Source organism: Streptosporangium sp. NPDC000396, assembly GCF_042898655.1.
Classification (GTDB): domain Bacteria; phylum Actinomycetota; class Actinomycetes; order Streptosporangiales; family Streptosporangiaceae; genus Streptosporangium.
Genome location: NZ_JBIAZA010000011.1, coordinates 122,819 through 137,384, shown reverse-complemented (window position 1 = coordinate 137,384; position 14,566 = coordinate 122,819). Strand labels below are relative to the sequence as shown.

At 68.5% G+C, this 14,566-nt stretch carries 11 protein-coding genes and 1 pseudogene; 5 read left to right on the top strand and 7 right to left on the bottom strand.

Annotated elements, in window-relative coordinates:
- Positions 1–43: 43 nt before the first annotated feature.
- Both ACFY2X_RS19430 and ACFY2X_RS19425 read right to left on the bottom strand, forming a co-directional pair.
- Entirely contained in the window at positions 44–409 is a 366-nt protein-coding gene (locus ACFY2X_RS19430) for a DUF5615 family PIN-like protein (protein WP_389939854.1), read from the bottom strand.
- The gene (locus ACFY2X_RS19425; RefSeq protein WP_389939853.1) at positions 406–852 is read right to left on the bottom strand and encodes a hypothetical protein; all 447 of its coding nucleotides are present in this window, start codon (positions 850–852) and stop codon (positions 406–408) included. Before ACFY2X_RS19425 ends, ACFY2X_RS19430 begins: the two co-directional genes overlap by 4 nt.
- A 183-nt stretch (positions 853–1,035) precedes the next feature.
- Here ACFY2X_RS19425 and ACFY2X_RS19420 point away from each other — a divergent pair, with 183 nt between their 5' ends.
- Genes ACFY2X_RS19420 through ACFY2X_RS19410 form a run of 3 tightly spaced genes read left to right on the top strand, consistent with a single transcriptional unit; the run spans position 1,036 to position 4,490 of the window.
- Complete coding sequence (locus ACFY2X_RS19420; RefSeq protein WP_389939852.1) at positions 1,036–1,884, top strand: alpha/beta fold hydrolase; 849 nt, start codon at positions 1,036–1,038, stop codon at positions 1,882–1,884.
- A gap of 52 nt (positions 1,885–1,936) precedes the next feature.
- Positions 1,937–3,169, top strand: a complete 1,233-nt coding sequence (locus ACFY2X_RS19415) for a cytochrome P450 (protein ID WP_389939851.1) — start codon at positions 1,937–1,939, stop codon at positions 3,167–3,169.
- 46 nt (positions 3,170–3,215) lie between these two features.
- Positions 3,216–4,490, top strand: a complete 1,275-nt coding sequence (locus tag ACFY2X_RS19410; RefSeq protein WP_389939850.1) for a cytochrome P450 — start codon at positions 3,216–3,218, stop codon at positions 4,488–4,490.
- A 1-nt stretch (position 4,491) separates the two neighbouring features.
- Here the strand turns inward: ACFY2X_RS19410 and ACFY2X_RS19405 are convergent, their stop codons facing one another.
- The gene (locus ACFY2X_RS19405; RefSeq protein ID WP_389939849.1) at positions 4,492–5,664 is read right to left on the bottom strand and encodes a hypothetical protein; all 1,173 of its coding nucleotides are present in this window, start codon (positions 5,662–5,664) and stop codon (positions 4,492–4,494) included.
- Between the two features lie 1,126 nt (positions 5,665–6,790).
- Here ACFY2X_RS19405 and leuS point away from each other — a divergent pair.
- Both leuS and ACFY2X_RS19395 read left to right on the top strand, forming a co-directional pair.
- On the top strand, positions 6,791–9,259 hold the full coding sequence (gene leuS / locus ACFY2X_RS19400; protein WP_389940009.1) for a leucine--tRNA ligase: 2,469 nt from the start codon (positions 6,791–6,793) through the stop codon (positions 9,257–9,259).
- Positions 9,260–9,546: 287 nt separating this feature from the next.
- Positions 9,547–10,809, top strand: a pseudogene (locus ACFY2X_RS19395) (RNA-guided endonuclease InsQ/TnpB family protein).
- 262 nt (positions 10,810–11,071) lie between these two features.
- Here ACFY2X_RS19395 and ACFY2X_RS19390 read toward each other — a convergent pair.
- From ACFY2X_RS19390 to ACFY2X_RS19375, 4 genes are read right to left on the bottom strand one after another with little or no spacing between them, the layout of a single operon-like run.
- Positions 11,072–11,779, bottom strand: a complete 708-nt coding sequence (locus ACFY2X_RS19390; protein ID WP_389939848.1) for a type 1 glutamine amidotransferase — start codon at positions 11,777–11,779, stop codon at positions 11,072–11,074.
- The gene (locus tag ACFY2X_RS19385; RefSeq protein ID WP_389939847.1) at positions 11,776–12,519 is read right to left on the bottom strand and encodes an amino acid ABC transporter ATP-binding protein; all 744 of its coding nucleotides are present in this window, start codon (positions 12,517–12,519) and stop codon (positions 11,776–11,778) included. Before ACFY2X_RS19385 ends, ACFY2X_RS19390 begins: the two co-directional genes overlap by 4 nt.
- Positions 12,519–13,631: an amino acid ABC transporter permease gene (locus tag ACFY2X_RS19380; protein WP_389939846.1), complete on the bottom strand. Its 1,113-nt coding sequence runs from the start codon at positions 13,629–13,631 to the stop codon at positions 12,519–12,521. Before ACFY2X_RS19380 ends, ACFY2X_RS19385 begins: the two co-directional genes overlap by 1 nt.
- Positions 13,628–14,509, bottom strand: coding sequence for an ABC transporter substrate-binding protein (locus tag ACFY2X_RS19375; RefSeq protein WP_389939845.1), 882 nt, complete (start codon positions 14,507–14,509; stop codon positions 13,628–13,630). The genes ACFY2X_RS19380 and ACFY2X_RS19375 overlap by 4 nt, the downstream gene beginning before the upstream one ends.
- Positions 14,510–14,566: the final 57 nt, after the last annotated feature.

Below are 14,566 nucleotides of genomic sequence, written 5' to 3'. Positions count from 1 at the left end.
TATATGCCGGTGAGGCCTCTTCGGGTAATCGTCGGACAACTACCTATTCGGTGAGCCAGTCCGCCTGGCCGGGTACGGGCAACCGCTCCCCGGCGAAACGCGCGTCGAGCGCGGAGATGAGCCTGCCGATCGCGGCCTTGGTCCGGGGAAAGCGGTAGGGGCTGCTGTAGAGCAGTCCGGCGCAGACCCGTCCATCATGGAGCCGCTGGGCCCGGAGGGTCTCGAAGTCGCCGATGTTCTCTGTGAGCAGGCAACGCCGCTCCGCGACCGCCAGTTCCAGAACCTCGGGATCGGTGAGCCCTCGGCCCTCGGGTCGTTCCGCCAACGCGACGACGTCGTGCCTCCGCTCGCGGAGGGACTCGGCGAGCAGGGGCGGGAACATCTCGTCGAGCAGGAGTTTTCCGCTCACGACGCCAAGAGACCCTGCTCGCGCCTCCATCGGGTCTCCGCGTCTCGCGCAACGGTGTCAGCCGTCTCTATCTGTGCGTCGATCTCGTCCGGGTAGGCGGACCAATAACGGATCGCCGTCCTGACCTGGTGCGACGGCAGGCCCGAGTATTCGGCCACCATGGTGATGATCTCTTCTGCCGAGGAGTCGGGGTCGGCGGCCCGTGTCGCCTTCACGGCCCGGATGATCTCCCACACATCGGGGCCGCCGACGATCACGGCACGCCGTCCCGTCGGGCCGGTGCGGAACAGGACGCCGGGATGCTCCTCCATGTGAAGGGCCTCGGTGATGAGCAGGTTGACCGCTGCAGAGATGGAAAGGCCCGGATGCTCCATGACGAACTTCGCGAGTTTGTCCAGGACCGCGTCCTCGAATCGGACGGATCTTGGTGTGGGCGCCATCATGGCTACATCGTAGTCATGTGTAGGTATGGAGTCAGTTGATTTCGTCGGCCGAGGCGAGATGCCCGCCGTACAGGGCGGGTGGCACCCGGGGTGAGCGCCCGCCCTCGTTGTGCGGGGGCCTGGCTTCTCCGGAATGCCCCGGGGGCCGGTGATTCCGGAGCAAGCGGATGTTAGGTTCCGCCCATGGAGATCAGGACCATCACGGCCAACGGCATCGACTTCGGTTACCTGACGATGGGGGAGGGGCCGCTCGCCCTGTGCCTGCACGGTTTCCCCGACACCGCGCACACCTGGCGCCACCTGCTGCCCGAGCTCGCCGAGCGGGGCTATCGCGCGGTCGCGCCGTTCATGCGGGGCTATGCGCCCACCTCGATCCCGGCCGACGGAGCCTACGAGGCGGGTGCGCTGATCGCCGACGCCTGCGCGTTGCACGAGGCGCTCGGCGGCGACGGCGACGCGGTGCTCATCGGCCACGACTGGGGTGCGGTTCCGGTCTACGGCGCCACCGCCTTCGCCCCGCGGCGATGGCGCAAGGCGGTCGCCATGGCGGTGCCTCCCGTGGAGGCGATGCTCACCACCTTCTTCGACTACGAGCAGCTCAAGCGGTCGTTCTACATCTTCCTCTTCCAGACCGGGCTGGCCGAGACCGCCGCCTCCCGGGACGGCTTCATCGCGAGCCTGTGGCGTGACTGGTCGCCGGGCTACGACGCCTCGCGGGACGTGGAGCTCGTACGGCGGAGCCTGGGCGACCCCGCCAACCTCGCCGCCGCGATCGGCTACTACCGGGCCATGCTCGGCACCGTGCCGCCCACCGGCCGCTATGCCGCCGAGCAGGCCGCGACCGGCCGGGAGGTCCCGATCCTCTACCTGCACGGGCTCCAGGACGGCTGCCTGGGAGTGGAGGCGGTCAAGCCGGTGGCCGAGTTCCTGCCTCCGGGCTCCAGGGTGGAGCACGTTTCCGGCGCGGGGCACTTCCTCCATCTGGAACGGCCCCGTGAGGTCAACGACCTCATCCTGGACTGGCTGGCGTGAGGATCGTGTGGCAAGATCGGCAAAACCGAACGTGGTTCTAGCGGAGGCTGATGTGGCGGTTTCGCTCGTGGATGTCGACCTTTCGGACATCACTTTCTGGGAGCGGCCGATGGCCGAGCGGGAGGCGGCCTTCGCGCTGCTGAGAGCTCAGCCGGCCCCGGTCAGATTCGCCGAGCCCGAGGTCAGCTACGCCGCCCCGGGTCCGGGTTACTACGCCCTGGTGAGGCACGCCGACATCGTCGAGGCCAGCCGCACCCCCGAGGTCTTCTCCTCGGCCAGGGGGGCGACCGCCGTCCATGACATGGCGCCGGAGTTCGCCGAGTACTTCGGGTCAATGATCAATATGGACGACCCGCGGCACGCCCGGCTCCGCCGGATCGTCTCCCGGGCGTTCACCCCGAAGATGATCAAGCAGTTCGAGGCCGACGTCCAGTCCGAGGCCACCCGGATCGTCGACGATCTGATCGCCGAGGGGCCCGGCTGCGACTTCGTCACCGAGGTGGCCGCGAGGCTTCCCCTGAAGATCATCTGCGACATGATGGGCATCGGCCCCGAGCATCACCAGACGGTCTTCGACGCCTCCAACGTCATCCTTTCCGGGGGTGACCCCGAGTTCGTCGAGGACGCCGGTCGCGCGGGCGAGCTGTTCCTCGGCGCGGGGCGGCGCCTCCAGGAGCTCGTCGTCTCCCTGGCGGCGGACGGTGGCGACAATCTCATCACCTCCCTGACCAGTGCCAACATCGACGGCGAGAAGCTCACGATGCAGGAGCTCGGCTCGTTCTTCATCCTGCTGGTGGTGGCGGGCAACGAGACCACGCGCAACGCCATCTCCCATGGTCTGCACCTGTTCACCGAGAACCCGGACCAGCGTGCGCTGCTGCTCTCCGACCTCGACGGGCACCTTCCCGGCGCGGTGGAGGAGATCGTCCGCCTGGCCTCCCCGGTCACCTGGATGCGCCGTACCCTCACCCGCGACCACGAGATGAACGGTCACCTCTATCGCGAGGGTGACAAGGTCCTGCTCTTCTACTGGGCCGCGAACCGTGACGAGAGCGTCTTCACCGACCCCCGCCGCTTCGACATCCGGCGCACCGAGGGTCCCCACGTGGGCTTCGGGGGGCCGGGGCCGCACTTCTGCCTCGGCGCCCACCTGGCACGCCGTGAGATCACTGTGATGTTCCGTGAGCTGTTCACCCGGATTCCGCAGATCCGCTCCGCCGGTGAGCCGGACCGCCTGCGCTCCAGCTTCATCAACGGCATCAAGCACCTCACCTGTGACTTCTGAGGCGTTCCATTGACGTAAGTGGTTGCTTGCGCAAATGATTGGTGGTATGAGCGTGACGCCAGCCGACCGGAAGCCGATCGTCTCCGCCGAGGATTTCGATCTGTCGGACTACGACTTCTGGGCCAGGCCCATGCGAGAACGGGAGCGCGCCTTCGAGCTTCTCCGGGGCCTGGACCGTCCCGCTTTCTACGAGGAGATGGAGATCTCCTTCGCGCCGAAGGGGCCCGGCTACTACGCGCTGGTCAAGCACGCCGACATCCTGGAGGCCAGCCGTACCCCCGAGGTGTTCTGCTCGGGTGACGGCGGGGCCACCAACATCCCGGACATGCCGCCGGAGTTCACCGAGTACTTCGGGTCGATGATCAATATGGACGACCCGCGGCACGCCCGGCTCCGCCGGATCGTCTCCCGGGCGTTCACCCCGAAGATGATCAAGCAGTTCGAGGCCGACGTCGACGCGGCCGCCGTACGGATCGTCGACGACCTGATCGCCGCAGGGCCCGGCTGTGACTTCGTCACCGAGGTGGCCGCGAGGCTCCCCCTGAAGATCATCTGCGACATGATGGGGATCCCGGAGAAGGACTACGGCTCCGTCTTCGACAGGTCCAACACGATCCTCGGTGGCTTCGACCCCGAATACGGCGGCGACGACATGACCACGGTCGCCGAGAAGCTGCTGACCGCCGGGCTGGAGCTGCAGCAGCTCGTCCAGGACCTCGCCGCGTACCGGGCCGAGCACCCGACGGACGACCTCACCTCATCGCTGGTCAGTGCCAACATCGACGGCGAGAAGCTCACGATGCAGGAGCTCGGCTCGTTCTTCATCCTGCTGGTGGTGGCGGGCAACGAGACCACGCGCAACGCCATCTCGTACGGCCTGCGCCTGCTCACCCAGCACCCGGACCAGCGTGCGCTGCTGCTCTCCGACCTTGACGGGCACCTTCCCGGCGCGGTGGAGGAGATCGTCCGCCTGGCCTCCCCGGTGAACTTCATGCGCCGCAAGGTCACCCGGGACCACGAGATGAACGGCCAGCTCTACCGCAGGGGCCAGAAGGTCGTCCTGTACTACTGGGCCGCCAACCGTGACGAGACCGTCTTCCCCGACCCCTACCGCTTCGACGTCACGCGCAGCCCCAACCCCCATGTCGGCTTCGGGGGGCCGGGACCGCACTTCTGCCTCGGCGCCCACCTGGCGCGCCGTGAGATCACCGTGATGTTCCGTGAGCTGCTCCGTCGCGTCCCGCGCATCGAGGGCGGCAGGCCGGAGCGGCTCTACTCCAGCTTCATCAACGGCATCAAGCACATGAACTGCGAGTTCTGAGTCATGAAGCCTTGGCCCGGATCGATTTGAAGACGGTGTTGATGTCGGGCAGCAGTTCCTTCTTGCTGTCCGGCACCGACATGTAGACGATCGCGGGCACATCGGCGCCGGTGCTCACGGCCGCCACGACCATGGTGGTCTTGGACTCGCCCGCGGTGATCTCGTAGGCGGCGAGCTGCCCCGGCAGGCCGTTGACCGACAGAGGCTGCTGCGCGGTCTTGCGGGAGGTGTTCTCGGCGAAGAACCTCTTGCGGGCGGTGGCGGCCACCGCGTTGATCACCGGTGCGAGGTTGTCCGGCGAGGTGTACTTGCTCTTCAGCTTGGGCGACAGCGGTCCCGACATCACCTGGCCGAACTGCTCCTTACCCGCGGAGTCCGTTCCCGCCGGGACGTACTGGCGGGTGGTGAAGCCGAAGACCGTGGGCACGGTCGGGCGCTGGTCCAGCCGCCAGGGGGAGCCGAGCCTGGCCAGGCTGATCGCCGCGGCCTGGTCGGGAAGGGAACCGGCGACGGGTGAGGCCTTACCGGGGAAGCGCGGCAGGCGGCCGATCGCCTGGGCGGGTTTGGCGGTCTTCTTGCCGGTCGCCGCGGGCTTGGTCTGCGGAACGGGATCCTCTTCGGCGGCGGCCAGCGGCCCGGCCATGAACGCCCAGATCAGTGCGCCGACGAGTGCGATCACCACGGACCCGATGAGTGCGAACACCCAGATCGGCCTGCCCTGCTCCTCGAACTCCTCCTCTTCCCCGATGGCCTGGTAGTTGTCGCCGAAGACGGTGTTCCACAGCTCCTGCTGGCGCTCCGGCGGCGGGGTCTTCGGACCGCTGATCTGACCCGCGGTGACGAACGGCTTGCTGGGGTCGGACGGGTCCCGGCTCAGATGGCCGCCAGGCGGAGAGGGATGCCCCTGCGGAGGATGCTGGCCGGGATGGGGCTGCGCGTTGTCCGGATGAGGGTACGCGGGCGCGCCCGGCGGGGGAACCCGAGGCGGGGCGCCCAGGGGCGCCTCCGGAGCCGTCGCTCCGGCGGAGGCCCACACGCCGGGACTCCCCGGAGCGGCGCCGTTGCCCCCGTGGTTCTGGTTCCCGAAGGGGTTCGGGCTGGTCAGAGGATCGTGGTGGCCGAAGGGATTGGGGTCGCTCGGGTTCTGGCTCGGAAAGGAGTTCGGGTTCGTCAAGGGGTCTTGGCTTCCGAAGGGGTTCGGGCTGGTCAGGGGATCCTGGCTACCGGAGGGGCTTGAGTTCGTCAAGGGGTCCTGGTTCGCGAAGGGATTGGGGTTGCCGCCTGGCGGGTTCGTCCAGAAGGGCGAGGAGTCAAGGTTCGGCGCCTCGGCCGGCGGTGTGCCCCATCCGCCGTCGCCGGCCGTCCGAACGGAGGGTGCGTCCCATCCGCCGTTACCTGCCGCCGGAGCGGACGGTGCGTCCCACCCGCCGCCGCCGGCTACCGGAGCGGACGGCGGGGTTCCGAGTCCGCTCTGCGGCGGCGCGGCGGCCTGCCGGAAGCCGCCGTCCGCCTGGGGGCCGGAGGCCTGCGGGGCGTGAGGCTGTGAGCCGGGGGCCGGTGTCCCGAAAGCCTGTTGCCAGGAGCCGTTACCGGGCACACTGGTCTGCCAGGACGTGTTGCCCTCCGCGGGTCGCTCCTGGGGAGGGCGCGGGCCGGTGCCGAGAGGGTCCCGCGCCCAGGCGGATGGCGGTTCCGTCGCCTGTGGCCATGCCGGAGGCAGGTGGGGCTGGCTGGACTGCTCCGAGGCCATGACTTCCTTACCTTCCGCGCGGGTGCCCGAATTAGGGGTATTGGGCATGGTCTCACGTAAGACGGGGGAGTTCGCAGGGAAACTGGAGAACGCCCCCCGGAACTGGAATCCGGTGGGGTCGGTTGGTGGATCCTGCATCGGCAGGCCGACCTCCGAAGGATCCGGGCCCTGCCCCGGCTCGACTGAGTGTGCCACGGTGAGAAGAGTAAACGGACGGGACATGCGAGGTCACAACGGACTTATCGCCATCAGGTCTCGGTCCGTCCCGGACGCATAAGAGTCCCCATTGTGCTGACCCACGGGTGCCGTTGTCCCCCGTTCAGCCGGATCGACGTTGTTTCCCCAGGCCACGAAATGACTTGCGGACTGCGATAGTCTTGATTTATGCGTGCCGCGACCCTGCTGCTTATCGGGCCGCATCGGCCTTCCCGGGGCTAGGAGCCCCTGCTGATGCGGCTGCCCTTCGCGTGAGCGGAGGGTTTTTCTGTTGGGTCAGATTCATCTGCGCGGACTTATACCGAGGAAGATTGACGTGAGCGAGCGAGCCGACATGCAGAGCGACGAGCAGCACTACGACCCGCAGGCACTGCAGGTCAAGTGGCAGCGGCGGTGGGAGGAACTCGACCCCTTCCGGGCCCCCGACGACCCCGCCGACCCGCGTGAGCGGCGCTACATGCTCGACATGTTCGCCTACCCCTCCGGTGACCTGCACATGGGGCACGGCGAGGTGTTCGCCATCGGCGACGTCGTCGCGCGCTACTGGTTCCAGCGCGGCTACAACGTGCTGCACCCGGTCGGCTGGGACTCCTTCGGCCTGCCCGCCGAGAACGCCGCGATCAAGCGGAACGCGCACCCGGCCGAGTGGACCTACGCCAACATCGAGACCCAGGCCAACTCCTTCAGGCGCTACGCGGTCTCCTTCGACTGGTCCCGCCGCCTGCACACCAGCGACGCCGACTACTACAAGTGGACCCAGTGGCTGTTCATCCGCTTCTTCGAGCGCGGCCTGGCCTACCGCAGGGGCGGCCTGGTCAACTGGTGCCCCAACGACCAGACCGTGCTGGCCAACGAGCAGGTCGTCGGCGGCAAGTGTGAGCGATGCGGCGCCGAGGTCGTCCGCCGCGAGCTGACCCAGTGGTACTTCAAGATCACTGACTACGCCGACCGGCTGCTGGAGGACATGGCCCAGCTGGAAGGCGGCTGGCCGGAGCGCGTGCTGACCATGCAGCGCAACTGGATCGGCAAGTCCACGGGCGCCGACGTCGAGTTCGTGATCGAGGGCCGCGACGAGCCGGTCACCGTCTACACCACGCGCCCCGATACCCTGTACGGCGCGACCTTCTTCGTGGTCGCCCCGGACGCGCCGCTGGCCGACGAGCTGGTCGCGGACGACCGGCGCGAGGCCTTCGAGGCCTACCGGGCCGAGGTGGCCAAGCTGTCCGACATCGACCGCCTGTCCACCGAGAAGGAGAAGACCGGCGTCTTCCTGGGCCGGTACGCCGTCAACCCGGTCAACGGCGAGCGCATGCCGGTCTGGGCGGCCGACTACGTGCTGTCCGACTACGGCCACGGCGCCATCATGGCGGTCCCCGCCCACGACCAGCGCGACCTGGACTTCGCCCGCACGTTCGACCTGCCGGTGAGGGTCGTGGTCCACACCGGCCTGGCCGACCCGGGTGAGACCGGTGTCGCGACCGCGGGAGAGGGCTCCCTGGTCAACTCCGGCCCGCTGGACGGCCTGTCCAAGACCGACGCGATCAGGAAGATCACCGAGGTGCTGGCCGAGCGCGGCACCGGCAGGGCGGCGGTCAACTTCCGCCTGCGCGACTGGCTGCTGTCCCGCCAGCGTTTCTGGGGCTGCCCGATCCCGATCATCCACTGCGTCGACTGCGGAGAGGTCCCCGTCCCGGACGACCAGCTGCCGGTCACCCTGCCCGACCTGCGCGGCGAGGCCCTGGCACCCAAGGGCGTCTCCCCGCTGGCCGCGGCCGAAGACTGGGTCAACGTCTCCTGCCCCAAGTGCGGCGGCACCGCCCGGCGTGACACCGACACGATGGACACCTTCGTCGACTCGTCGTGGTACTTCCTGCGTTACGTGGACCCGTCCTACGAGGACGGCCCGTTCGACGTGGAGAAGGTCCGGCAGTGGGGCCCGATCGACCAGTACGTCGGCGGTGTCGAGCACGCGGTGCTGCACCTGCTGTACGCGCGGTTCTTCACCAAGGTCCTGCACGACATGGGCATGGTCGACTTCACCGAGCCCTTCATGCGCCTGCTGAACCAGGGCCAGGTGCTCAACCAGGGCAAGGCGATGTCGAAGTCGCTGGGCAACGGTGTGGACCTGGGGCAGCAGATCGACGACTACGGTGTGGACGCCGTCCGGCTGACGATGGTGTTCGCCGGCCCGCCGGAGGACGACATCGACTGGGCCGACGTCTCCCCGGCCGCGTCGCAGAAGTTCCTGGCCAGGGCGTTCCGCGTCATGGCCGAGGCCGGCGCGGCCTCGGCTCCCGGCGTCGACTTCTCCACCGGAGATCTGGAGCTGCGCAAGGTCGTCCACCGGACCGTCGACGAGGTCACCAAGCTGGTCGACTCCTACCGCTTCAACGTCGCGGTGGCTCGCATGATGGAGCTGACGAGCGCGGCCCGCAAGGCGATCGACTCCGGTCCCGGCGCCGCGGACCCGGCCGTCCGCGAGGCCGCCGAGGCCCTGGCGGTCATGCTGTCGCTGGTCGCGCCGTACGCCGCGGAGGAGGGCTGGGAGCGCCTGGGACACTCCGCCTCGGTCGCCCGGGCCGGATGGCCCGTGGCTGAGGCCGCCCTGCTGGTCCAGGACTCCGTCACCTGCGTCGTCCAGGTCGCGGGCAAGGTCCGCGACCGGCTGGAGGTCTCCCCGGAGATCTCCGACGCCGAGCTGGAGGCCCTGGCACTGGGCTCGGACAAGGTCCAGTCCTTCCTGTCCGGCACCCCGCGCAAGGTCATCGTCCGCGCGCCCAAGCTGGTCAACATCGTCCCCTAGCGACCTCGGGGCGCCCGTACGGCGGGCGCCCCACCGTCGACATGACACTCCCGGTTTGTGTCACCCCGTAGGCGAAGATCCACGAACAGGCCCCGGATAACGACTGCCGGAACACGCCGCAGGGCGGGCGGCAGATTTATCAGAAACCTCCGTGGAGACCCCCGCCGTTGGGTGGGGGAGGAATCGAACCCCTGCGGAGCAGGGCGGGAGTAGACGTTTCACCCCCCGGCGAACCGCTCTGTCACAGCTGACCGGTTCTTAACTGATCTTTCTTCATACTGTGAGACGTGGCGCAGATCGTGAAGCGGGCATACAAGTACCGCTTCTACCCGACCCCCGAGCAGGCCGAAGAGCTTGCCCGGACCTTCGGCTGCGTCCGCCTGGTCTACAACAAGGCGCTGGAGGACCGGACCCGCGCCTACACGCGGCAGGGGCGCCGTGTCTCGTACGTGGAGTCCTCGGCGGCGCTCACGGCATGGAAGAAGACCTCCGAGCTGGCGTTCCTGAATGAGGTGTCGTCGGTGCCGCTGCAACAGGCCCTGCGGCACCTCCAGATGGCCTTCGCGAACTTCTTCGCCAAGCGGGCCAAGTACCCGACGTTCAAGTCTCGTAAGAGATGTCGGGCGGCGGCCAAGTACACCCGCTCGGCGTTCCGCTGGCGCGATGGTCGGTTGACGCTGGCGAAGATGCGTGACCCGTTGGCGATCGTGTGGTCCCGGCCCCTGCCCGAGGGTGCGGAACCATCCACGGTGACCGTGTCGAAGGACGCGGCAGGCCGGTGGTTCGTATCCATCCTCGTAGAGGAAAAGATCCGCCCTCTGCCTCCCGTGACCAGCGCGGTCGGCGTAGATGCAGGGATCACCACACTGCTCACGCTGTCCACCAGGGAGAAGATCGCCAACCCCCGCCACGAGCGGGTGAACCGGCGCAGGCTGGCCAAGGCGCAGCGGGCGCTGTCGCGCAAGGCCAAGGGATCGAACAATCGGGCCAGAGCTCGGCTGAGGGTCGCCCGCGTCCACGCGCGGATCACCGACCGGCGCCGGGACCACCTGCACAAGCTCACCACTCGGCTCGTCCGTGAGAACCAAACGGTCGTGATCGAGGACCTCACTGTCCGCAACATGATGAAGAACGGGCGGCTTGCCCGCGCCATCGCCGACGCGTCCTGGCGGGAGTTGCGGACAATGCTGGAGTACAAGACGGCCTGGTACGGCCGGGAACTGCTGGTCGTGGACCGGTGGTTTCCCTCGTCCAAGCTGTGCTCGGCGTGCGGCACCGTGCAGGAGGCGATGCCGCTGAACGTTCGGGGGTGGGAATGCGCCTGCGGTGCGACCCACGACCGGGATGTGAACGCCGCAAGGAACATTCTCGCCGCCGGGCTGGCGGAGAGATAAAACGCCTGTGGAGCCGGTGTAAGACCTCAACGGAGACATCCGGGCGGGCAACCGGCGGTGAAGCAGGAACACCAACCGGCGACGGTTGGAATCTCCTCCTTTCGGGGAGGGGAGGAAGTCAATGTGTCGAAGATCGAGCGGCACCTGCCGGGCTGACGCGTGGCGAAGGAGTCTGGTGGTCCCGGCCGTCGGGAGAACGGCCGGCCGGCGAGTCGGCTCCCGCGCGTGAACGGTCGGACGGCAACCCGCTCAACCGCCAGGAATACATGCGATATCTCGCGCAGCGCGGCACGACGCGGTGAGGATGACAGGGTGGCCGGGCCCGGGAGGTCGGCTCCCGGTCGGACCCGGTTGCGCTCGGCCGGGCCCGGCCTGGTTGTGCTCGGCCGGGCATGGCGTCGGGCGCGTCACCGCCGGGTCAGGCGTGCCGCCCTCCGTCGGCGACGATGGCGATCCAGCGGTCGGCGACGCCTCCCCACAGCTCCCGAAGGGCCGGTTCCGCCTGCTCGATCTGCCTGAGCATCTCGGGCACGTCGACGCCGAGCCGCTCGGAGTCGTCCTTCGCCCACGCGCGGGCCGAGTCGAGCAGCACCTCGGGATGGAACTGCACGCCCCAGGCCACGGCCCCCAGGCGGAATGCCTGGTTGGGGAAATCCGCGTCCCAGAGCAGCGGCACCGCGCCCGGAGGAAGCACGGAGATCTCGTCCCAGTGCCACTGGACGGCCCGCGCGGAGCCGGGGAACCCGGCGAAGAGCGGATCGTCGGCCGCGGCCGGATAGGCGCGCAGGCCGTACAGCCCGACCTGGTGGCGCTCCGCGACCCGCACGGCTCCGCCGCACGCGGCCGCGAGGAGCTGCCCGCCGAGGCAGACACCGAAGGTGGGAAGCTCGGTCCGTACGGCTTCGCGCAGCAGTTCCTGGACGTGCGGCAGCCAGGAGGCCACGTGAGCGTCGTAGGCGCCGGGAGTGCCGCCGAGCACGAGCAGCCCGTCGTAGCCGTCGAGGGTCGCGGGAAGCTCGTCGCCCTTGAACGGGCAGCGCAGGTCGAACGGGACGCCCGCCGCCTCGATCCGGGAACCGATCAGGTCCGGCCCGGTGCCGTCCTCGTGCTGAACGATCAGGATCACAGCCGGCCTGCCGCGATGATCGATTTCAGGAACATACGTGTGCGCTCCTCTGCGGGGTCAGTGAAGATCTTTTCAGGTGGGCCCTGCTCCAGCAGGCTGCCCTGGTGGAGGAAGCAGACCTTGTCCGCCACCTCGCGGGCGAAACCCATCTCGTGGGTGGCGAGAAGCATGGTCAGTCCTTCGGAGGCGAGTTCCCTGACGATGCCGAGCACCTCGGCGACCAGTTCGGGGTCGAGCGCCGCGGTGATCTCGTCGAGCAGGAGCACGCGGGGTTCCATGGCGAGCGTGCGGACGATCGCGACCCGCTGCTGCTGGCCTCCGGAAAGCCGATCGGGGAAGGATGCGGCCTTGTCGGCCAGGCCGACCCGTTCGAGCAGGATCATCGCCTTCTGGGCGGCCCGCTCGCGGGACAGGCCGCCGAGCCTGATCGGCGCGAGCGTGACGTTGTCGAGCACGCTCATGTGCGGGAACAGGTTGTAGCTCTGGAAGACCATGCCGACGTCGCGGCGGAGCAGGTTCACGTCGACGCCCGCGCCGGAGACGACCTCGCCGTCGAGCCTGACCTGCCCGCCGTCGATCGGTTCGAGCGCGTTGACGCAGCGCAGCAGCGTGGACTTGCCGCTGCCCGAGGCGCCGATCAGGCAGATCACCTCGTGCTGCTCGACCTTCAGGTCGATGCCCCGCAGCACCTCGTGCTCGCCGTAGCTCTTGCGCAGCCCCTCGATCTCAAGGAATGCCATCACGCCCCCCTGGCCTTGTCGCGGGCGATCAGCCGGTCGACCAACCGCGCCTGCGGAATCGTGATCAGGATGAACAGTCCCGCGACGACGGTGACCGACGACAGGTTGAAGTGGTTCGCGGAGAAGATCTTCGCCTGGTTGAACGCGTCGATCGTGCCGATCACGTTGACCAGCGCGGTGTCCTTCTGCAGCCCGATGAAGTCGTTGAGCAGCGGTGGGATGACCCGCTTGGTCGCCTGCGGCACGACGACATGGCGCATCGTGGCGAGGTGGGAGAAACCGAGCGAACGCGAGGCGGCGACCTGACTCGGGTGCACGCTCTCGATGCCGGACCGGAACACCTCGGCGACGTAGGCGCCGTAGACGACGGTCAGCGCGAGGATCGCGTACCACGTCTGGCTCAGCCCGGACAGGATCGGGATCTGCGCGATCGGCAGGCCGAAACCGATCAGGTAGATCACGATGATCGCGGGCACGGCACGGATGACGTCGATGTAGACGACGGCCAGGGCCCGGATCGGGCGGCCCACCCGGCCGGGGGCCAGCCGGGCGAGGGCAAGGATCAGACCCCAGGCGAGGACGAGGACCTGGGCGACGACGGCGATGAACAGGTTGGTGCCGAACGCCCTGATGATGTCGACCGTGCTGGTGCCGATCAGCTCGCCCTGGAAGAACGTGCGCTGCACCGCAGCGTCGTTGGCCAGCACGAAGACGATCAGCGTGAGGGCGCACAGCACGGCGAAGGCCGTACCGGCCGCGGTCCAGGCGGACTCCCGCACCCGCGCGGACAGGCCGCGCTTTTCCACGATGTCGGCGCACGAGGCGCACCTGCTGGAGCACCGCCACGCCTCCAGGGCGGGCCGATAGACCAGGAGTACGGCTGCCGCGCCGGCGAGGGCGACGGCGCCGAAGACCCAGCGCCACATGCCGGGGGCCGCGGCCTCGAAGACGGACGCCGCAACGAGCCAGGTGGCGACGGTCGCGACCGTGGCGGCGGCCAGGCCGAGGATCGCGAGGCCGCGGTTCGGCGTCGGTGCGGGCTGGGCGGTCGCTCCCCGGGCCCCGGCGACGGTGGCCACCGCCGGGCCCGTCGCCTGGTCAGCCGTCGTCACGACGCCTGCCAGAGCGGGATCCTGGCGGGGTCGCCGCCGAACGCCTTGGACAGGTAGTCGGCCGACAGCTTGTCGAGCGTCCCGTCCGTCTTCATCTGCTCAATGATCTTGTTGATCGTCTCGGCGTTCTCCGAGCCCTTCGGGTAGAGCGCACCGTACGACTCGCCGGTTTCGTACTGCCCGACGACTTCGAGCAGGCCGTTCGACTTGACGGCCGAGCCGAGCATGATGGCGACGTCCTGCAGCGCGGCGTCGATCTGGCCGGCCTGGAGCGCGGCGCTCATCTCCGGGTCGTTGGCGAACACCTTGGGCTGCTGCTCGGGCTTGAGCGTGTTGGCCACCCACAGCGCGCCCGCGGTGCCCTGCTTCACGCCGAGTCGCAGGGTGCGGATGTTGTCCTTGGTGACGCTCGTGCCCTTCTTCACCATCACGCCGATGTTGGAGGAGAAGTAGGGCGCCGAGAAGTTCACGACCTTCTTGCGCTCGTCGGTGATGGAGATCTCGGCCAGGGCCATGTCGAAATTCTTCGTCCGCCCCGAGACGAGCGCGTCGAACGGTGTGTTCTCGATGGCCAGCTTGGACAGGCCCGCGCGGTAGGCGATGTTGGCCGCCATGCAGTACTCGTAGCCGTCCTTGATGGCGGCGACCGTGTCACCGTTCCACCAGCCGGGAGAGGGCAGGTCGCCCTGGACGCTGAGCGTGTCGGCGGTGACGGGTTTGATCGTGAACTCGCCGCGCTTGCCGGTGACCTTGCAGTTGCCGTACGAGTCGCCGCTGGCCTCGGTCGTGTTGGCCGAGGTGGAGGAGCCGCCGCAGCCGGCGGTGAGCAGCAGCGACAGCAGCCCTGCGGCAACGGCGGTGGAACGGATGGTGACCATGACGCATCTCCTGGTAGGGGATCTGCACCATTGCAAAAGCGTTTTGGCATCGTCAAG